Origin of the sequence: Intrasporangium sp., from assembly GCF_030452765.1 — a bacterium.
GTDB lineage: Bacteria > Actinomycetota > Actinomycetes > Actinomycetales > Dermatophilaceae > Intrasporangium_A.
Window position 1 is genome coordinate 1 of sequence record NZ_JAKDLO010000082.1, and the last position, 18939, is coordinate 18939.

Below are 18939 nucleotides of genomic sequence, written 5' to 3' on the forward strand. Positions count from 1 at the left end.
CCAAGCCGCCGCCGTCACCCGGCCGGGACGTCACTCCAGCGGAGCCGCACCCAATGGACTTCCCAGGGCATGGCGACCTCATCGGGCAGGACGTCCTGGCCCGGTTCCGGTGCACCTACCGCCTCTCTGACGGTGTCCTGACCCTCGATGCAGAGGCGCCGACAGACACTCATGCTGTCCACCTGGACGAACGCCGCCACGTCTACTTCGACGCGACATGGGACGAAACGGCTGCGGTAGCCAACGCGGTCTTTGACACCGGCGCCTCAGCGACGGTCGTGGATCAAGGGTTCGTGCAGCGTCACCCAAGCCTATTCACGCCCGACGGCACGGGCACCGGACTGGATGCCACCGGGCGCCCGATCAGCACACCGATGGCGATTATGCGTGGGCCGAGCATCCTCGATCGGCAGCTGTCCGATGCCGTGGTCGCCGTCATGGACCTCAGCGGTGCGAACCTCACCGTGGGCCGGCCGATGCATCTCATACTCGGATGGACCATACTGAGCCAAGCGAACTGGTACATCCCGCCAAAGAGGCATGACGCGGGGTGGACCCACCCGTACGTGCAGTCCGGACGACCCATGCCCGGAGGGTGGAGGTGGCCAGCGCGACCAAGGGCAGCAGGCTGAAGATCCACATCACCGTTGCGAAGCCCTGTGCCGAAGTATTCAGAGACACGATGTATGCAGCGATCGCTGTGACCGGAACAGACAACAGGATCAGCAGTGCTGAGGCGGTCCTTCGAAGGACACTGCCCGGCCGAGGTCGGGCCAGCGTCACCGTGGCCGTCAGCGTGGCGAGGGCCCCGAGAGCCCAAAGCATCCAGGCCAAACGCCAACGCTGAGGGTCTTCGAGTGCGCCGCAGAGGTCGACCTCGCAGGATGCCCCGTCCTGCCAGACCTCGGGCTGTGCTGGGGCCCAGAAGCTCGCAGCGACCATACCAGCAGGCCTGCTCCGGCCGAAGTCAGGCGCCATCCGGGTCTATGCACCGTGCTGCTCCTACTCCTCGGGTGAGCCCAGCAGGCACCAAGGTACGAGTCCGCCATCTTGCTGGACCGATATCGGCGAAGGTGGACAAGTCGAAGGACACCATACCTGGCACGTTCGAGGGCACCGACCTCAGCCCGGCCACCCACGGTGCTGTCCACTTCCAGGCACTGCGCGAAGCGTCAGGAACGTGGACGCGCATACGAGCAGTTCACCTCATCAAGACGCGACGCAGTACATTCACGCTCATGCCGCGCTGTGGGTGACCGCCCGACGACCAGGGTGAGCGTTGCAGCCGCCCGGGGGTGAGCTTCATGCACGGTGCAGTCTGCCGCGTCCATCGGTGAAGTGCAGGTGATAGGTGGCGATGGACGCCTTCGGAGTAGCGGCGGCGCTCGGTGGACACCCGCCCTGGAGTGGAGCGGGTGTCATGGCGGCGTTCTGAGCACGAACGCGCGCGGAACATCCGCGGAATCTTCACCGATTTCGTCTCAAACCACCTGGACAATGTGAGACGATCAACGCATCTTCGCAGGTCAGCGACCTGAGGCGCCAAGTGCCCCCGGCAGGATTCGAACCTGCGACACCCGCTTTAGGAGGTCCGCATCACCGCCGAAGGGAGCAGGCCTGCGACCTGCGGAAATGGCGTATCGGCCTGTGTGTCAGCGGCTTTCGACTCTTCAGTGGTGCGTGTCGTCGGCGGGTGTTTGACGGTGTCTTGGGAGTTCTGGCGGAATCTGAGCGGAGCGTCGACAACATGGAGATCGAGTGCGAGGCGGCAACGCGTCGGCGTCCGAAGCGCGGGCAGGCCGGCCGAGCGGGGTTGGCTCGATGAGCTGTGCAGCGGTGCGTACTGCCCTCTTGGGGTCGGCCGCGCTGCGCCAGATCAGAGCCAGCGGGGAAGTTCGGGAAGGGCGTCCGCGTCTGCGGGAGCGCCGGCTGCGAGTCGGGTGGCCTGGCGGCCGGAGAGGTAGGCCGCGAGCTGGCTGAGCGGGCCGAGGACCGTGGTCGGGGCACCTTTGCCGGCGACGTCCCAGCGCCGCTCGTCGTCGGTCGGCTCGAGCTGCAGCGCCGGCCCGTCACCTGCACCGGAGCGCTTGGCGACGATGTCGTCGAGCAGGGCCGCGTGGAACTCGGCCGGCATGTCGCGGAAGCCCACGGACCCGGACAGGTCGAACGCGTGGATCATCACCTCGCGGGTGCGCATCCACCGGATCTCCGTCGCGGGGACGAGGCGGCCCTGTGCCGTGCGGACCTCGCGGTGCCACTGCTCGTCGGTGAGGTCGCCCAGGCTCGCCTCGAGCTCCTTCGCGGAGCGCACGACCCACTCGCGCAGGTAGGGCACCGCCCGCTCCGCGCCGTCGGCGATGTTGGCGTTCCGCTGCTCGGGCGAGGAGTACATCGGCGTCTCCTCACCGGTGCGCGCCCACCTGACGAGGTTGCGCAACGCGTCCGCGTTGGCCGCGACGTGCGCGAGGACGTGCTTCCCCGTCCAGCCGGGGAGGGCGGTCGGGCCAGCGAGCGCGTCGTCCGAGTGGCCGCGCATCGCCCGGAGGAACAGCTCGGTCCCCTCGCCCATCCACGCCCGCGAGGCCTCGACCGCCGGTGCCATCAGGCGGCCCCGTCGTCAACGACGAGGTTCTCGCAGCGCCCGAGGCCCTCGACCTCGGTGACGAGCTTCTGGCCGGCGACCATGTAGCGGGCCGGCTCGCGCGCGTGGCCGACGCCACCTGGGGTGCCGGAGGCGATGATGTCGCCGGGGCGCAGCGTGATCATGGTCGAGACGTACTCGACGAGGGCGACGGGGTCGAAGAGCAGGTCGCCGGTGTTGTCCTCCTGGACGAACTCGCCGTCGAGCTCAGTGCGGATCGCGAGCGCGGGGCGGACCCCGCCGGGCAGCTCGTCGGGGGTCACGAGGCACGGCCCGAGGGGAGTCGTAGCCTCCCAGTTCTTGCCCTGCAGCCACTCGCGGGTGCGGAACTGCCAGTCACGGGCGGTGACGTCGTTGAGCGTCGCGAAGCCGGCGATCGCGGCCTCGGCCTGCTCGGTCGTCGCGCGGCGCACCTCGGATCCGATGATGATCGCGAGCTCGCACTCCCAGTCGAACTCCTCGGTCTCTGCGGGACGCTTGATGTCGTCGTTGGCCCCGATGAGCGTGTCCGCGTACTTGCTGAACAGGGTCGGGTACTCGGGCAGGTCACGACCCATCTCCAGGATGTGGTTGCGGTAGTTGAGGCCGACGCAGACGACCTTGCTCGGCTGCGGGATCACCGGGGCGTATGCCGAAGAGCTGAGCTCCAGCGCCTCGCCCGTCGCGGTCTCGGCGAGCTCGCGCCAGTTGGGCTGGCGGAGCAGCGCGCCCACGTCGGGCAATCCGACCGGGGTCGCGGTGGCACCGTCGACGCGGACGGCCTGAGTCGTGCCGTCGGCATTGCGGATGGTGGCGAGCTTCATCAGGTGGATCCTTCTGCTTCGGTCGTGGTCGGTCTGTGTCGTGCCGTCAGTGGGTCTGGGTGCGGGCGAGGTTGAGCGCCTCGAAGATCGGGGAGTCGCTGAACCGGAAGAGGTCGAGAGCGCCCGAGTCGGAGTCGGAGGCTGACGCCTCGGACCGGATCGAGAGGGGCTGCCAAGAGGGGACGACGAACAGGTCGCCGCGGGTGACGCTCCAGGAGAAGTCGCCGACGGTCACCCGCCCGGCCCCGTCGAAGACCTGGTAGACGGACGAGCCCGTCTCGCGGACCGGGCCCGTCTCGGCGCCCGAGCGGACCCGGTGGAACTCGGTCCGGATCGTGGGAAGGACGTCCCGCCCGTTGGTCGGGTTGGTGAAGCGGACCGCAGCGTGTCCTGGCTCGAGCGTGCCGGCATACCCCTCGGCCTCCAGCTCGAGCTGGTCGGTCAGGGCCCGGTCGGTGTCCTCCCACCGGTATGCCAGCAGCGGCGAACCGGGCGTCGACCCGATCTGTGAGACCGGGGACAGGCCCGGGTGACCCCACAGGCGCTGTGACCGGGACCGGTCCGGGGTGACCCGCTCGGCGTCGGAGATCTCGTCTCGCCCGAACTCGAAGAACTGCGCCTCGCTCGTGTACTGGAACGGGATGTCTAGCCCGTCGATCCACGCCATCGGCTTGTTCGCCGCGTTGTGGTGCGCGTGCCAGTTCCAGCCGGCCTGGGGCAGGAAGTCACCGCGACTCATCGGCACCGGGTCGCGGCCAACGACCGTCCACACACCCTCGCCCTCGACGACGAAACGGAAGGCGTTCTGCGTGTGCCGGTGCTCCGGCGCGTCTTCGCCCGGCATGAGGTACTGGATCGCCGCCCACAGGGTCGGGCTCGCGTACGGCTTGCCGCCCAGGGACGGGTTGGCCAAGGCGATGGCCCGGCGCTCGCCGCCACGGCCGACGGGGACGAGGTGGCCGGCCCGGTCGGCGAGCTCGACGAGGGTCTGCCACTCCCAGAGGTGCGGCTGTGCCTTCGAGCGCGGATAGGGAGGCATGAGGTCGCCGATCTCGGTCCAGAGCGGGACGAGCAGCTCCTTCTCGAAACCCCGGTAGAGGTCTTCCAGCTCTGGCGTCACTGCGGGCTGGTCCGGCGCGTCCACCGCCTTCACGTGGACGGGGGTGCTGCCGACTGCTTGGTCCAGGGGTTCGTCTACGGGCTGGGAGGCCGTGGACCGGGACGTTGTTGCCATGTCACCAGATGATTAGGGTGTTCCTCGTTCAGAGACAGAGGATTCTGCTGTGAAGAACAAGCCTTCGTATGCGCTGCAGAGTGTGGACCACGCGCTGCAGCTCGCCGTCATCCTCCAGGTCGAGGGGCCGCAGACCGTGAGCGCCGTCGCCCGACGTCTCGGAGTCGCGCGTTCCACCGCGCATCGACTTCTCGCGATGCTGGTCTATCGCGATTTCGCTCGGCAGGGCGCGGACCGCCGCTACTTCCCCGGACCGGTCATCTCCCTCGAGAGCGGGCAGAGCGACCTTTCGGCTGTGCTTCGCGAGATCTCGATGCCGCACCTACAGGTGCTTGTGGACCGGGTGGGCGAGTCCGCCAACGTCATGGTCCTCGCCGGGGACCACATACGATTCATCGCCTCCGTGGAGTCTTCCCAGGCGTTCCGGGTGGGCAACCGCGAAGGTATGGTCCTTGCGGCCCATCTCACATCGGGTGGCAAGGCGATGCTTGCTGAACTTTCCGCGAGCGCGCGCGCCGAGCTGTACGACGTCGAACGGTGGGAGGGCCGGGATGCCGAGCGCCCGGACCTTCAATCCCTCGAGCGCGAGATGGTCACCATTAGGCGACAAGGCTTTGCCATCAACCGGGATCGGACCGAGACCGGCGTGACGGCCATCGGGCGCGTCGTGCGCATACAAGATCGGATCGGCGCCGCGGTTGCGGTGTCAATGCCGACGGTGCGCTTTCAAGGGGCCAGGCTCTCCGACCTCGTGAGCGCCCTTGCCGTAGCGGCGCGCGACATTGAGCACAGCCTTGGCGATGCCCTCGAGGCAAGGCTCCGCCAGACACAGCGGACCGCTACCTGAGGCGGGACGCCATCGTGATCCCAGATTCGAGCCGGTGTTTGTGAACTTCGCTTCCCTGTTTACTCAGGCACTGTCCAGCTCGGAGGCAAGGTGAAGTAATCGTTGGCGGAGCCACTGGTGTGCCGTGTCGCCGTCGGTGCGCTTGGTCCATAGCATGATTTCGGTGATCGGCTGCAGGCGCGGAATTGGCGGTTCCAACACCTTGAGGCCAGCCTCATCCGCCACGCGGTAAGCGAGGCGCTCGTGGATTAGCGTGATGAGCCGAGTTCCCTTGAGCAGGAAGGGCGCCACGCCGAAGGCGGTCGTGATCTCTACATTGCGCGGGACGCCGAGGAAGTCGAGCTGCATCTCGGACAGCGAGCGAAGGTGGCCGGAGGAGGTCGCGAGATAGGGGAGCGTGCTGAACTGCTCGAGCGTGATCGTGTCGCCGACATCGGGATGGTTCTGGTCGAGGGCGACGAGGTAGCGGTCCCGGAAGAGCACGTGATGCGGGAATTCGGCGTGGACCCCTTCCATAGCCTCGAGCGGGACGATAAGCAGGTCGACGAGGTTGCGTCGCAGCTGATCCGCGAAGTCGTCGCCCGTCGGGAAGATGTGCAGCCGGATGCCGGGCGCCTCGACGGCGAGCCGAGCGAGTAGCGGGTGGAGGAACGTCATCGTGAGGTAGTCGTTCGCGATGACGGAGAACGTCCTCTGGGCCGTGGTCGGGTCGAAGATCGAACCCCGCGAGAGCACCGCCTCGGCGTGGGTGAGCAGGTCACGGACGGGCTGTGCGAGGGACTCGGCGAGCGGGGTGGCGACCAGTCCGCGCCCCTCTCGAACGAAGAGGGGGTCGCCGAAGAGCTTGCGCAACCGGCCGAGGATCGCGCTCATCGCCGGCTGCCCGACCGACATGCGTCCCGCGGCCCGGGTGACGCTCCGTTCGGTCACGAGCATGTCGAAAGCAACGAGCAGGTTCAGGTCGGCGTTGCGGAGATCCACGCCGGCAACATATCAACACGATTGATTTTGCGCATCACCAATCATTGTTTGAACACGGTGGCTCTCCGAACTAGCGTCCTCCTCAACCTGCTGAGAGGCCCGGGGTCCGGGCCCGGTTGACCAAAGGAGTCTCGACCGTGTCGAAGCCGCTCATCACGCACTTGCGCCACGCCGCAATTGCCATGCCAGACCTCGACCGGCAGCTCGCCTTCTATCGCGACCTCTGGGGCCTCAGCGAGGTCGCGAGCGACAACGGGGTGCGGTTCCTCGCCGCGGAGGGGTCGCCGGAGCAGTACGTCGTCCGGCTGCGGAAGGCGGACGAGAAGCGCCTCGACCTCGTCGCCTTCGGAGCGGCGTCGATGGACGACGTCGATACCTTGGCGGCCCAGCTGATCCAGCAGGCTGTGCAGCTCGTCCACGAGCCGCAGAAGCTCGACACCCCGGGCGGCGGCTACGGCGTGCGGTTCTTCGACGGTGACGGCCGGGTCGTGGAGGTGTCTTCCGATGTGGCGACCCGCGGCTTCCGCACCGTCGAGGCGCGCGAGTCGATTCCTGTCCGGCTCTCGCACTTCGTCGTGAACTCCGGCCGCCCGGAGGCCACGGTCGCTTGGTACGTGAAGCACCTCGGCTTCAGGCTCTCGGACACCCTCTGCCTCGGTGCGCGCGGGGACTTCATGTGGTTCCTCCGCTGCAACGACTGGCACCACAGCTTCGCGGTCTCGCGCGGCCCGCACGTATCGGTCAACCACATCTCGTTCGAGATGAGAGGCATCGACGAGTACCTGCGCGGTACCGGCCGGCTGCTGCGGGAGGGGATCCAGAAGGTGTGGGGTCCAGGCCGGCACTACGCCGGAGACAACACCTTCTCCTACTTCATGGACCGTGCCGGCAACACCGTCGAGTACACCACCGCGCTCGAGACGGTCGACTGGGACACGCACCACCCGTCGGTCTACGACGTGACAACACCCGAGTTCATCGACCAGTGGGGAACCGCGAACCAGATGAACGAGTTCGTCGCCCGCCAGATGCACAACGACCCCGACCGCGGCATCTTCGTCGCCCCTCCCGTGTGAGCAAAGGAGCCCACCATGACCACCCCGACCAGGCGCCCGTCAGCGCAGCCCCATGATCTGAGTTTCGACGCCCTGCTCGACCGGGTGGAGGCCTGCCTCGACGAGAAGCTCATCCCCGTCGAGATCTTCAATGACGAGCAGACCTTCCACGCCGAGATGGAGCGGATCTTCACCCGGACCTGGGTCTTCGTCGCGCACGAGAGCGAGATCCCCAACCCGGGCGACTTCGTGCAGCGACGGATCGGGCTCGACCCCGTCATCGTCACCCGCGACGGCAAGGGCGGGATCAACGTGCTGTCCAACTACTGCCGCCATCGCGGCACCCAGGTCTGCCAGACCGACAGCGGCAACTCCCGCTTCTTCAAGTGCCCCTACCACGGCTGGACCTACAACAACGAGGGCCAACTCGTCGGGACGCCGATGATGCACCAAGCCTACGGCGAGCGACTCGACCCGAACGACTGGAGCCTGCTGCGGGCCCCGCGTGTCGACACGCGCCAGGGATTCATCTTCGCGTCGCTGTCCGCCAATGTGCCGTCGTTGGACGAGTATCTCGGCGGCGCCGGCTGGATGCTCGACCTCATCGTCGGTCTACATCCGGACGGCATGCGGGTGGCCGGCCCTCCGGACCGGTACAAGGTCAAGGCGAACTGGAAGTCCGCGGCCGAGAACTTTGCCGGCGACGTGTACCACGTGCCCAACCTGCACTGGAGTACCGAGGAGATCAAGGTCTCCCAAGGTCTGCAGGGCACCTGTGAGATCGGCCGGACCTACGAGTTCGAGAACGGCCACAACTTCATGGGCCACGCCTGGACCGAGGCGATCCACCCGGGCTTCGTGGCCTGGGGGTACCCGCCAGAGTTCCTCGAGGAGTTCGACCTCGACCAGCTCGACGAGGCCCAGCGATTTGTCGTCGACCACCAACCGCCCACGGTCGGCACGATCTTCCCCAACCTCAGCTTCATCCGGTTCCTCACCCCGTCCACGCCGGGCGGCCCGGCGTCCGTTGTCACGAGCTTCCGGCAGTTTCAGCCGATCGGTCCGGGTGAGATGGAGCTGTGGAGCTGGCAGTTCGTGTGGACCTTCCAGGACGGGGAGTCCGCTCTGCAGGACTACACGACGGGTCAGTTCGTCTTCGGCTCGGCTGGGATCTTCGAGCAGGACGACACTGTCGCCTGGGAGGGTATCCAGCGGGCCGGCGCCAGCCCCTGGGCTCGCAAGGAGGCCATGACCCTGCACTTCCAGATGGGCCTCAAGTCGCCCGTCGACCAGAGTCCAGACCCGAACTGGAAGGGTCCGGGGATCCACCGGAACACCGGCTACGGCGAGCACACGCAGATGAACTTCTACCGGCAGTGGGTGCGCGTCATGAAGGACGATACGACCACCCAGGAAGGGGACCGGCCATGAGCACGACCGTCGACGCTCCTGTGCTCGAGAGCACCAGCTCCCCGAACATCTACTACCGCGTCGTGCAGTTCTTGGCCTACGAGGCCAGACTGCTTGACGAGGGACGCGAGGAGGACTGGTACGAGCTGCTCGACGACGAGCTGCTCTACACCGCCCCGATCCGCCAGGCGACCGAGCCGCGGTCCGACGAGATCGACCGTTCAGCCTTCCGAATCCGTGACTCCAAGGTCCACGTCCGGACCCGTATCGACCGACAGGACACCGGCAACGCCTACTCGGAGGTCCCGCCCTCGCGCACGCTGCGGCTCGTCGGCAGCATCGAGGTCACCGCGACCGAGCGCCCCGACATCGTGGGAGCGCACAGCGCGTTGCTCGTCTACCGACAGCGCGGGATCGATCCCCACTTCGACCTCATTCCCTGCCGGCGTAACGACCTGCTGCGCGTGACGGACACGGGTCTGCGAATCCTCGCCCGAGAGGTGATCCTCACCGAGACGAGCATCGCGACACCCAATCTGGGGATCTTCCTGTGAGCACGACGACAACGGGCCTGAAGGTCACCGTCGACCCGACCAGGTGCCAGGCCTACGGCCTGTGCGTCGGTCTCAGCCCGGACGTGTTCGACATCCCGCCGGGAAGCCCGGTCGCCGTCGTGCGACGCGACATCGTCGATGGCGACGACCTCGCCGACGTCGAGGAGGCGGTCCGCAACTGTCCGGCACAGGCGATCAGCATCACCGAGGTCCCGTGATGGGCACCCGCGTGCCCGGGGTGGTCATCGTCGGAGCGTCCGCGGCCGGACTCGCCGCCGCAGACGGCCTCCGCGAGGGTGGCTACGAGGGCCCGATCACGGTCCTCGACGAGGAGCTGATCTCATCGTACGACCGGCCCATGCTGTCCAAGAGCCTCCTCGGGTCGAAGGAAGACGCCGAGCCCACCCCCCTACGGACGATGGAGCAGTTGCAGGAGCGCCGCATCGACGTGCAGACCGGCCACGGCGCCACGGGTCTGGACATCGACCGTCGCTTCGTCATCACCAACTACGGCGAAGCCCTGCCATTTCGCGACGTCGTCGTGGCAAGTGGGGCGCGGGCTCGGCCGATGCTCACCACCTCGGGCACGCTCATCCCGACCCTTCGCACGGTCGCCGACCTCGGCGCGATTCGGAGCCTTGCCGCCTCCGGCCGCCCTGTCACCGTCATCGGCTCTGGGTTCATCGGACTCGAGGTGGCGGCGGCACTGCGGTCTCGTGGCATCGACGTGACGCTGCTCGGCTCCGGATCGCGCCCGCTTCACGGCGTGTTGGGCGATGCGGTGTCCGACTGGCTTCTCGACGCGCACCGCACCAACGGTGTCGACCTGACCAGTCGGTCGCCGGCCGTCGCTGTGCGGGCAACCGACACCGGCTACGACATCGAGCTCGCCGACAGCACGCACCGGACCGCCGAGCTACTCATAGCGGGGATTGGGGCGATTCCAGGGGCGGACTGGCTCGTCGGCTCGGGTGTCGAGCTGGGCGGCGGCGTGCTCACTGACCCGGCCGGCCGGACCAACGTCCCGCGCGTGTGGGCCGCCGGTGACGTCGCCAACACCCTCGATGCTCACACGGGTCTCCACCGGCGAACCGAGCACTGGACCCATGCCACCAACCAGGGCCGACACGTGGGTCTCAACATCGCCAGGGGCCGGGCCGAGCCGTTCACCGCCGTCCCCTACCTCTGGACCGAACAGTACGGGCTGAAGATCCACGTGCTCGGCGAGCGTCGCTCCGGAGACGAGGACGTCGTCGTCGAGGGTGACCTCGAGTCCGGCGACTTCGTCCTCGTCCACGGCGCTGACGATGAGCTCCACTCCGTCACGATCAGCGGCCGGCTGAGGGCGCTGGCAACCTACCGCAAACTCCTGCGTCAGGGCGCTTCGATGACCGAGGCGACCAGTGCCGTCACGCCGGCCTGAGCCGCCACGAGACCACCCGACCCTGACCACCAGACCAGTAAGGAAACCGACATGCAGCTGCTCGACGACCACGTGGTCCTCATCCTTGGGGGTGGGTCCGGCCTCGGCCTCGGCGTCGCTCGCCACTGCCTCGGTGAGGGCGCGCGGGTGGTGATCATGGAGATCTCCGGTGACAAGCTCGTCGACCTCAAGGGCGAGTTCGGCGACGAGGTGCTCCTCGTGCAGGGCGACGTCACCCGGGTTGAGGACCTCCAGGCCTGTCGTGAGGCCGTCATCTCACGGTGGGGGCGGCTCGACGCTCTGATCGGCGCGCAGGGGATCTTCGACGGGAACATCCCGCTCAAGAACGTCCCACTCGACCGGATCGAGTCCCTCTTCGATGAGGTGCTCCACATCGACGTCCTCGGCTACATCCTCGCCGCCCGCGTCTTCGTCGCGGACCTCGAGAAGACGATGGGCGCAATCGTCCTCACCTCGTCGACGGCGGCGTATGCCGCTGACGGCGGTGGGCTGTTCTACAGCGCGGCCAAGGGAGCGGTCCGCAGCATCGTGAACCAGCTCGCCTTCGAGTTCGCCCCCCACGTGCGGGTCAACGGCGTCGCACCGTCAGGCATCGCGAACAGCCAGCTGCGCGGCCCCGCCGCGCTCGGGCTCGACAGCCACAGGCAGTCGGACATCCCGAAGGACGCGTTCCTCCAGCAGTTCCTCACCCTGACGCTCATGCCGACGCTGCCGACCCCCGAGGAGTACGGGCCGCTCTTCGCCTACCTCGCCTCGCGCCACAACACGACGATGACCGGCCAGACGATCGTTGCCGACCAGGGCCTGTTCAACCGCGCCGTCATCAGCAACGGCACGGCCGACCGGGTGGGGCAGTAGCGATGTTCCTGTACTTCCCCACCAACTACGTGTGGAGCCTGTCGGTCAACATCGCGATGAACTGCGGCGGCCAGATCGGCGAGATCGACCGGATCTGCGCACCACTGGTCGAGATCGCCACCCAGGGCGACGACGCCGGCACCGAGAAGTTCTTCCAGTCGTGGTGTGACTTCGCCGACGGACTCGTTCGGTATGCCCAGCAGGACCTGGCCGAGGGCCACCCACGTTCCCACGCAGCCAGATTCGCACGTGCGTCGATGTACTACCTCGTCGCCGAGCGCATGCAGAGCCGGCACTACGCGCCGCGCGAGGTCGCCTATCGCAAGGGCATGGATACCTTCCGCCTCGCCGTCGAACACGGCCGGGAGCGCGTCGAGCTCGTCGAGGTCCCCTACGAGGGGACCTCCTACCCGGCGCTCTTCGTCCCTGCGGACGGTCCCGTGCCCGCCGGTGGGGCCCCGGTCATGGTCTTCTGCAACGGCCTCGACTCGTTCAAGGAGATGGGCTATCGAGCCGGGATGGGTGACGAGCTCGCCGCGCGCGGCATCGCGACGCTCTTCGTCGACCAGCCGGGCACCGGCACCGCGCTGCGCGATCTCGGCCTGACCGCGGTCCATGACAGCGAGCGGTGGGCCTCGGCCGCCGTCGACTACCTCGAGACCAGACCCGACGTCGACGCCGAGCGCATCGGGATGACGGGCTGGTCGCTCGGCGGCTACTACGCGCCGCGGGCTGCCGCCTTCGAGAAGCGCTTCGCTCTCTGTGCCGTCTGGGGCGCGAACTACAACTGGGGTGAGCTGCAGAAGCGGCGCCTCGAGCGCGAGGGCGAGAACCCGGTCCCGCACTACTGGGAACACGTCCAGTGGGTCTTCGGCAAGGAGACGCTCGAGGACTTCCTCGAGTTCGCACACCTGATGAGCCTCGAGGGCGTCTGTGAGCAGATCACCGTCCCCTTCCTCGTCACGCACGGCGAGGACGACCGGCAGATTCCGTTCGAGTACGCCGTCGCCGAGTACGAGCACGCGACGAACAGCCCGGACCGTCACTTCAAGGTCTTCACTCGCGACGAGGGCGGCTCCTCCCACGCCGGGGCGGACAACGAGGTCATCTGCACCAACTACCTCGCTGACTGGATCGCTGACCGGCTCTGACCTGCACGGACTGCACTGACCAGCGCACGACCACCACAACGAAGGCACAGCCATGCGCAACTCCGACCCCACACCCGCAACCACTGGCTGGACGATCGGTACCGACGTCGGCGGCACCTTCACCGACCTCTGGCTCCGCTCCCAGGACGGCCAGTCCTGGGTCTGCAAGTCGCCGACCACCTCGGATGTCGTCACCGGTGTCGTCAACGCCGTCCATCTCGCGGCCCAGACGGCCGGCCTCGATGTTGCCGACCTCTGCTCCCGGGTCACCCGCTTCGGGCACGGCACCACGGTCGGGCTCAACGCGCTGCTGACCGGACGCGCCGTCCGCACCGGCCTGCTCACCACCCGCGGCTTCGGGGACGTCCTCGAGATCGGCCGGCTGCGTCGCGGCACGGCCGGCCTGACCGGCCTCGAGCTCGGTGACTACCACCTGCGCGGGCAGATCCCCCCGCTCGTGCCGCGCACCCTCGTCCAGGAGGTCGACGAGCGCATCGACACCGACGGTGTCATCCGGACCCCGCTCGACCTCGTTTCGGCAGGCGAAGCGATCGGCCGGCTGGCCGATGCCGGCGTCGAGGCGGTCGGGATCTGCCTGCTCTGGGCGACCGAGAACCCTTACCATGAGATCGCCGTCGCATCCCTCGTGCGAGAACTGCTGCCGGACGCCTTCGTCAGTGTCTCTCACGAGATCGCACCGTCCGTGGGGGAGTACGCCCGCGCGTCGACGACCGTCGCCAACGCCGCCCTGGGTCCCATTGCCGGTCACTACCTGACCAGGCTCGAGGCCGAACTGGCCGCGCTCGGCATGACTGCGCCGATCATGATGACGACCAGCGCCGGGGGAGTCGTCCCCGCGAGCACGGTCACCCAGCGCCCGGTGAACGGTCTGCTGAGCGGCCCCGCGTCATGCGTCGTCGCCGGCCAGAAGCTGGGCCAGGCGCTCGGCACCTCCCACGTCCTGACGATGGACGTCGGCGGCACCAGCTTCGACGTCGGAGTCGTCGTGGACGGTGCCCCGCTCATCAGCGAGCAGGTGACGTTCGGCGGGGCTGACATGCGGGTGCCCAGCGTCGACATCGCCAGCATCGGTGCGGGCGGAGGGTCGATCGCCGCGGTCGACGGCGGCGTGCTGACGGTCGGTCCCCGCTCCGCGGGCGCCGCGCCGGGGCCGGTCTGCTACGGCAAGGGCGGCACGCAGCCGACGACCACCGACGCAGACCTCGTCCTCGGCGTCCTCGACCCGGAAGCGTTCGGCAGCGGCGGAATCGTGCTCGATCGAGCCGCTGCCGAGGACGCGATCCAGAACACCATTGGTATGCCGCTGGGCTTGGACGCCATGGCAGCTGCCCGCGCGATCCGCGTGGTGTTCGACTCCGCCATGGCTGACCTGCTGCGCGCGGTGACCATCGAACGGGGCCACGACCCAAGGGAGTTCACGCTCATCGCAGGCGGAGGGAGCGGACCGTCCCACGCGTGGGCGCTGTGTCGTGAGCTCGGCCTCGACGGCTTCGTCGTGCCGCCTACGGCCACCGCTCAGTCCGCCTACGGCGCCGGCACGAGCGATCTGAAGACCACCGCCTCCCGCACCTCCTACGTGCGCCTTCCCAGCGGGGTCGAGCCCTCGCCGAACGATGTCGCGACGATCGCTGCCGCGGTCGCAGACACCAAGCGGCGGGCGCTCGCGGAGATGCCGGGTGCCGACCTGAGCGCCGTCACGTTCTCGGCGTCTGTGCGCTACCACGGGCAGGCACACCATCTCGACGTCGCGTTGCCGGACGCTCCCGACCTGTCCGCCGTTGCCGATCTGCTTCGCCTCTTCGAGAAGGAGTATGAGCAGCTCTACGGCAAGGGCGCGGGTTTCCGCGAGGCAGGCTTCGAGATCCTGTCGGTGCGCGCGGTCGCGACCAGGGAGGCGACGACCGTAGACGCCGGCGTGCAGGGGGAGCCATTCACGCGCCTCGGCTCACGTCCGGTCGTGTTCGACGATCCCGCTCGCCCTGACGACACGGGGGTGTTCGCGTGCCGCTGGCCGGCAGCCGGACAGGACCTCGAGGGTCCGTGTCTCGTGCAGCTGCCTGGCTGCGTGGTCGTCATCCCGCCCGGTGGTCGCGCCACGACCGACGACCTCGGTCTCATCCACGTGACCGTCGGCGCCTGAGCCGCAAGCCTCTTCCCTCACCTGAGAACGGAGTTCCCATGACCGCCACTTCGGTCAGTACGCCGACTCTGACCGACGACCCGGTCGTCCGCCAGGTCATCCGCAGTCGGCTCGTCGCGATCACCGACCAGATGCGCCTCGCCCTGCAGTCCGTCAGCGGCAGCCCCACCGTCACCGAGGCGAGTGACTTCTTCACCGGCATCTACCTCCCGGACGGCGAGTTCGTCACGATGGGCCACCAGGTGACCTTCGAGGCGCCACCCGTCGGGTCCCTCATCCGGCACCTGCTCGCCAACGGCACCCAGCTCAAGGACGGCGACCGCATCATCGGCAACGACCCGTTCGTCGGTGCCCTGCACCAGAACGACGTCCAGATGTGCGCCCCGCTCATCGTCGACGGAGAGCTGGTCGGGTGGGCCGGTGTCATGGCCCACGAGACGGACATGGGTGGCATGGACTTCGCGTCCTGGTCCCCGAAGGCGACCGAGGTGTGGCAGGAGGGCCTGCGCATCCCCGCGGTGAAGCTGGTCGACGGCGGTGAGCTGAGGCAGGACGTGCTCGACATGCTGCTCGCCGCCACTCGGCTGCCTGCGCAGGTGGGACTCGACATCCGGGCCTTCATCGCCACACTCAACGTGGCGTCGGAGCGGCTCACCGACCTGTGTCACCGCTACGGGTCGGCCCTCGTGCTCTCGGTGATGGGGTCGATGGTCGACGACGCGGAGACCCAGGTCCGGGCACGGCTCCGTGAGCTGCCCGATGGCGTCGTGCATACCCGTGACTTCCTCGAGCACGACGGCCACAACAACGTTCTCTACGCCATCGACTGCGTCCTCACCAAGACGGGCGACCGGCTCACCTTCGACTTCTCCGGCTCGTCCCCACAGGCGCGTGGCTTCGTCAACTGCTCCCGTGCGGGTCTCGCCGGTGGGGTGGCCGGCGCCCTGATACCGACGTTGGGGTTCGGGATCCCATGGAACGACGGCCTGCTGCGTCCCGTGGACGTGGTCGCCCCGGACGGACTCGTCTGCACCGCGGTGCCGCCCGCTCCGGTCGGCAGTGCCACGGTCGAGGCCGTCTGGGTCGTGAGCAACGTCGTCTCGGCAGCGCTCAACCGGCTGCTGCTGGCCTCGCCGAAGTACTCCCATCGGGCCCAGGCGGTCAGCAGCGGCACGATGGCGACGTTCAACCTCAGTGGTCTGGACCGGCACGGGCAGCTCTTCGGCCTGCACCTGATGGATCCGCTGGCCGGTGGCTTCGGCGCGTTCGGAGATCATGACGGTCAGGATGCCGCCGGCCCGATCAACGCACCCTGTCCGTCGATCGCCGACGTGGAGACCAACGAGCAGAAGAACCCGCTCTTCTACCACTACCGGCGCCTCGCCCCGGACTCCGGCGGAGCCGGCCGGCGGCGCGGCGGCGTCGGCGCGGAAGTCGGGTTGACGATCTCCGTGCCCGAGGCCGAAGCGCTCGTCATGACCCACGGCGTCGAGGTCCCGAACTCGGCCGGGCTCGGCGGAGGGCTGCCCGGCGGCACGATCCGCCAGGGGCTCGCCAAGGACGGGGGAGCGCCTCGCAACTTGGGACCGAAGCCCGGAGCCTTCCCCATGACGCCGGATGATCTCTTCCATGTGACGTGGCAGGGCGGCGGAGGGATCGGCGACCCGCTCGACCGTGACCCCTTCCTCGTCCTCGAGGACGTCCGGCGCGGTGTCGTCACCGAGGAGGCGGCGCGGACCACCTACGGTGTGGCACTGACGGCCACGGGTGACGTGGAACCCAGCTCAGCGGCATACGGCAGAAGGAAGCTGCGTGCCGCCCGACTCGGCGTGGACGCGGACTCACTCGCCGACCCGGTGCCTGTCGAGACGGAGGTTCCCGACGGCGCGATCCGACTCAGCGATCGGCTCGTCGCGATCCACGACGCCGACTCGGGTGACTGGCAGTTGCGCACTCTCGATGGCGCGGTCCTGTCCTCGGGGTCGACTCGATGGCGGGAAGGCGCCCATCGCTTCGCCATGAGTCTTCCGACCACAGTGGGGGATTCGCTCCATGATGAGCTCGCGGTGACCGGTTGGGCCTGCCCGCTCACCGGTGCCCTGCTCGCTGTCGACGTGCATAGCCGCGACGAAGATCCGTTCCACGACATCGAGCTCGACTTCGAGTCGCTCACCGCGCTCAATAGAAGGGACCAACAGTCATGAGCCGCAAGGTGATCCTGACCATCGCGCCCACGGGTCGGATGGGCACCAAGGAGTCCACCCCGCACCTACCGGTCACGCCGCAGGAGATCGCCGACGATGTCGTCGCCTGCTGGGAAGCGGGGGCGAGCGTGGCCGCGATTCACGCGCGGCGGCCCGACGGTCTGGCCACGTGCGACCCCGAGGTGTACAGCGAGATCAACAGGCTGATCCGCGAGCGGAGCGACATCGTCCTCAACAACTCGACCGGGGGAGGTGTCCACGGCGACATGCCGGTCCGGCTCAACGACGACCTGTGGGAGCTCAACTGGCAGGAGCGAATCCGCGGACTCGACGGCGTCGGTGCCGAGATGTGCACGCTCGACTCGCACACCGTGACGGCCAGCTTCGGGGGCAAGGAGCTCCTCGTCACGACGACGCCGAGCCGGTCCCGCTGGCTCGCCGAGCAGATGCAGGCGCGCGGCATCAAGCCGGAGTGGGAGGTGTTCAGCCTCGCGCACATCCTGCAGGACCTGACCACGCTGTGCGCCGAGGGACTCGACGTCGCTCCTTACTTCGTCAACATCGTCCTCGGGGGCGAGAAGGGCTTCCAGGGGGCGCTGCCTTACACGCCGAAGATCCTCCAGACGATGGTCGAATACCTGCCCGAGGGCGCCATCTTCAACGTGTCCGGCATCGGGCCCGCACAGCTGCCAGCGACCACGCACGCCTTGCTGCTCGGCGGCCATATCCGGGTCGGCCTCGAGGACAACATCTACTACGCCCGTGGGGAGCTCGCGACGAACCTGCAGCTCACGCAGCGCGCTGTGCGCATCATCACGGAGCTCGGCATGGAGCTCGCCAAACCGGCGGAGGCCCGCCAGATGATGGGGTTGCGGCAACTGGAGGCCGTTCCCGCATGACCGTTGCCACACTCACGGGGGTGGTCGCCTGGTCGGACACGGACGCGTCGGGCCGCTACCACTACACGGCCGCCTACCGCTGGGCCGAAAATGCCGAGCACGCGCTCTACCGATCGGTCGATCCGCAGATCGACATCGGCCGGTTCCCACGGCGTGCAACGTCGGCCGTTTACGAGCAGCCCTTGGCCGCGGGGGATGAGTACACCGTCGAGCTGGACGTTGAACGCGTCGGGACCAGCTCCATCGCCTACGCATGGACGGTCAGCGGGGCGACCGGGGTGTGCGTGCGTGGCAAGCACACTGTGGTGCACGTCGACCAGCAGGGCATGGCAGCGAGGCTTCCGGATGCCATTCGTGCCCAGCTCGGTGATGGAGAAGGACTGGGAGTCGCGTGACGCGAGGAGTCCTCACCAGCCCACCAACCACTAACTGACCATGTTCGTCGACCTCGGCGGTCGATACCCGCTCTGAAGTGGAGCGGGTGTCACGGCCGGCCTCTGAGCACGAAAGTCCGCGGAATTTCGGCGGAACATATGGCCGTTATCGTCCCATAACTGCTGCCTGCGCGTGAGATGAGCACTCCGACTGGCCGCATCTTCGCAGGTCAGAACCCCGTCGGCTCAAGTGCCCCCGGCAGGACTCGAACCTGCGACAACCCGCTTTAGGAGAGCGGTGCTCTATCCCCTGAGCTACGAGG

General features: G+C 68.0%; 16 protein-coding genes. 12 read left to right on the forward strand and 4 right to left on the reverse strand.

Annotated features, from left to right (window positions below; translation table 11 throughout):
• Positions 1–1876 precede the first annotated feature (1876 nt).
• Genes L0H79_RS11770 through L0H79_RS11780 form a run of 3 tightly spaced genes read right to left on the reverse strand, consistent with a single transcriptional unit; the run spans position 1877 to position 4597 of the window.
• Complete coding sequence (locus tag L0H79_RS11770; RefSeq protein WP_301484799.1) at positions 1877–2602, reverse strand: maleylpyruvate isomerase family mycothiol-dependent enzyme; 726 nt, start codon at positions 2600–2602, stop codon at positions 1877–1879.
• Entirely contained in the window at positions 2602–3444 is an 843-nt protein-coding gene (locus L0H79_RS11775; RefSeq protein WP_301484800.1) for a fumarylacetoacetate hydrolase family protein, read from the reverse strand. The genes L0H79_RS11770 and L0H79_RS11775 overlap by 1 nt, the downstream gene beginning before the upstream one ends.
• A gap of 46 nt (positions 3445–3490) precedes the next feature.
• Positions 3491–4597, reverse strand: coding sequence for a cupin domain-containing protein (locus tag L0H79_RS11780; protein ID WP_301484801.1), 1107 nt, complete (start codon positions 4595–4597; stop codon positions 3491–3493).
• A 163-nt stretch (positions 4598–4760) separates the two neighbouring features.
• Here L0H79_RS11780 and L0H79_RS11785 point away from each other — a divergent pair, with 163 nt between their 5' ends.
• Positions 4761–5525 (forward strand): IclR family transcriptional regulator, encoded by a 765-nt coding sequence (locus tag L0H79_RS11785; RefSeq protein WP_301484802.1) that lies wholly within the window; start codon positions 4761–4763, stop codon positions 5523–5525.
• A gap of 63 nt (positions 5526–5588) precedes the next feature.
• On the opposite strand, the gene L0H79_RS11790 is transcribed toward L0H79_RS11785, so the two are convergent.
• The gene (locus tag L0H79_RS11790) at positions 5589–6506 is read right to left on the reverse strand and encodes a LysR family transcriptional regulator (RefSeq protein ID WP_301484803.1); all 918 of its coding nucleotides are present in this window, start codon (positions 6504–6506) and stop codon (positions 5589–5591) included.
• Positions 6507–6643: 137 nt separating this feature from the next.
• Between L0H79_RS11790 and L0H79_RS11795 the strand changes: the two genes are divergently transcribed.
• From L0H79_RS11795 to L0H79_RS11845, 11 genes are read left to right on the forward strand one after another with little or no spacing between them, the layout of a single operon-like run.
• Positions 6644–7582: a VOC family protein gene (locus L0H79_RS11795; RefSeq protein WP_301484804.1), complete on the forward strand. Its 939-nt coding sequence runs from the start codon at positions 6644–6646 to the stop codon at positions 7580–7582.
• 15 nt (positions 7583–7597) lie between these two features.
• Positions 7598–8992 carry an aromatic ring-hydroxylating dioxygenase subunit alpha gene (locus L0H79_RS11800; RefSeq protein WP_301484805.1) on the forward strand — a complete coding sequence of 465 codons (1395 nt, stop codon included), beginning with the start codon at positions 7598–7600 and terminating at the stop codon, positions 8990–8992.
• Positions 8989–9525: an aromatic-ring-hydroxylating dioxygenase subunit beta gene (locus L0H79_RS11805; RefSeq protein ID WP_301484806.1), complete on the forward strand. Its 537-nt coding sequence runs from the start codon at positions 8989–8991 to the stop codon at positions 9523–9525. The genes L0H79_RS11800 and L0H79_RS11805 overlap by 4 nt, the downstream gene beginning before the upstream one ends.
• On the forward strand, positions 9522–9743 hold the full coding sequence (locus L0H79_RS11810; RefSeq protein WP_301484807.1) for a ferredoxin: 222 nt from the start codon (positions 9522–9524) through the stop codon (positions 9741–9743). The genes L0H79_RS11805 and L0H79_RS11810 overlap by 4 nt, the downstream gene beginning before the upstream one ends.
• Complete coding sequence (locus tag L0H79_RS11815) at positions 9743–10948, forward strand: NAD(P)/FAD-dependent oxidoreductase (RefSeq protein WP_301484808.1); 1206 nt, start codon at positions 9743–9745, stop codon at positions 10946–10948. The genes L0H79_RS11810 and L0H79_RS11815 overlap by 1 nt, the downstream gene beginning before the upstream one ends.
• Positions 10949–10999: 51 nt before the next feature.
• Positions 11000–11827 carry an SDR family oxidoreductase gene (locus L0H79_RS11820; RefSeq protein ID WP_301484809.1) on the forward strand — a complete coding sequence of 276 codons (828 nt, stop codon included), beginning with the start codon at positions 11000–11002 and terminating at the stop codon, positions 11825–11827.
• Between the two features lie 2 nt (positions 11828–11829).
• Complete coding sequence (locus tag L0H79_RS11825) at positions 11830–12978, forward strand: S9 family peptidase (RefSeq protein ID WP_301484810.1); 1149 nt, start codon at positions 11830–11832, stop codon at positions 12976–12978.
• Between the two features lie 52 nt (positions 12979–13030).
• The gene (locus tag L0H79_RS11830; RefSeq protein WP_301484811.1) at positions 13031–15139 is read left to right on the forward strand and encodes a hydantoinase/oxoprolinase family protein; all 2109 of its coding nucleotides are present in this window, start codon (positions 13031–13033) and stop codon (positions 15137–15139) included.
• 38 nt (positions 15140–15177) lie between these two features.
• Positions 15178–17343 carry a hydantoinase B/oxoprolinase family protein gene (locus L0H79_RS11835; RefSeq protein ID WP_301484812.1) on the forward strand — a complete coding sequence of 722 codons (2166 nt, stop codon included), beginning with the start codon at positions 15178–15180 and terminating at the stop codon, positions 17341–17343.
• Entirely contained in the window at positions 17340–18242 is a 903-nt protein-coding gene (locus tag L0H79_RS11840; protein ID WP_301484813.1) for a 3-keto-5-aminohexanoate cleavage protein, read from the forward strand. The genes L0H79_RS11835 and L0H79_RS11840 overlap by 4 nt, the downstream gene beginning before the upstream one ends.
• Positions 18239–18637: a thioesterase family protein gene (locus L0H79_RS11845; RefSeq protein ID WP_301484814.1), complete on the forward strand. Its 399-nt coding sequence runs from the start codon at positions 18239–18241 to the stop codon at positions 18635–18637. Before L0H79_RS11840 ends, L0H79_RS11845 begins: the two co-directional genes overlap by 4 nt.
• Positions 18638–18939: the final 302 nt, after the last annotated feature.

Bases quoted from the DNA above. Each gene is read 5' to 3' on its own strand.
- L0H79_RS11775 (WP_301484800.1), bottom strand. From the start codon at position 3,444: ATGAAGCTCGCCACCATCCGCAATGCCGACGGCACGACTCAGGCCGTC.
- L0H79_RS11835 (WP_301484812.1), top strand. From the start codon at position 15,178: ATGACCGCCACTTCGGTCAGTACGCCGACTCTGACCGACGACCCGGTC.
- L0H79_RS11770 (WP_301484799.1), bottom strand. From the start codon at position 2,602: ATGGCACCGGCGGTCGAGGCCTCGCGGGCGTGGATGGGCGAGGGGACC.
- L0H79_RS11820 (WP_301484809.1), top strand. From the start codon at position 11,000: ATGCAGCTGCTCGACGACCACGTGGTCCTCATCCTTGGGGGTGGGTCC.
- L0H79_RS11805 (WP_301484806.1), top strand. From the start codon at position 8,989: ATGAGCACGACCGTCGACGCTCCTGTGCTCGAGAGCACCAGCTCCCCG.
- L0H79_RS11825 (WP_301484810.1), top strand. From the start codon at position 11,830: ATGTTCCTGTACTTCCCCACCAACTACGTGTGGAGCCTGTCGGTCAAC.
- L0H79_RS11840 (WP_301484813.1), top strand. From the start codon at position 17,340: ATGAGCCGCAAGGTGATCCTGACCATCGCGCCCACGGGTCGGATGGGC.
- L0H79_RS11845 (WP_301484814.1), top strand. From the start codon at position 18,239: ATGACCGTTGCCACACTCACGGGGGTGGTCGCCTGGTCGGACACGGAC.
- L0H79_RS11800 (WP_301484805.1), top strand. From the start codon at position 7,598: ATGACCACCCCGACCAGGCGCCCGTCAGCGCAGCCCCATGATCTGAGT.
- L0H79_RS11815 (WP_301484808.1), top strand. From the start codon at position 9,743: ATGGGCACCCGCGTGCCCGGGGTGGTCATCGTCGGAGCGTCCGCGGCC.
- L0H79_RS11830 (WP_301484811.1), top strand. From the start codon at position 13,031: ATGCGCAACTCCGACCCCACACCCGCAACCACTGGCTGGACGATCGGT.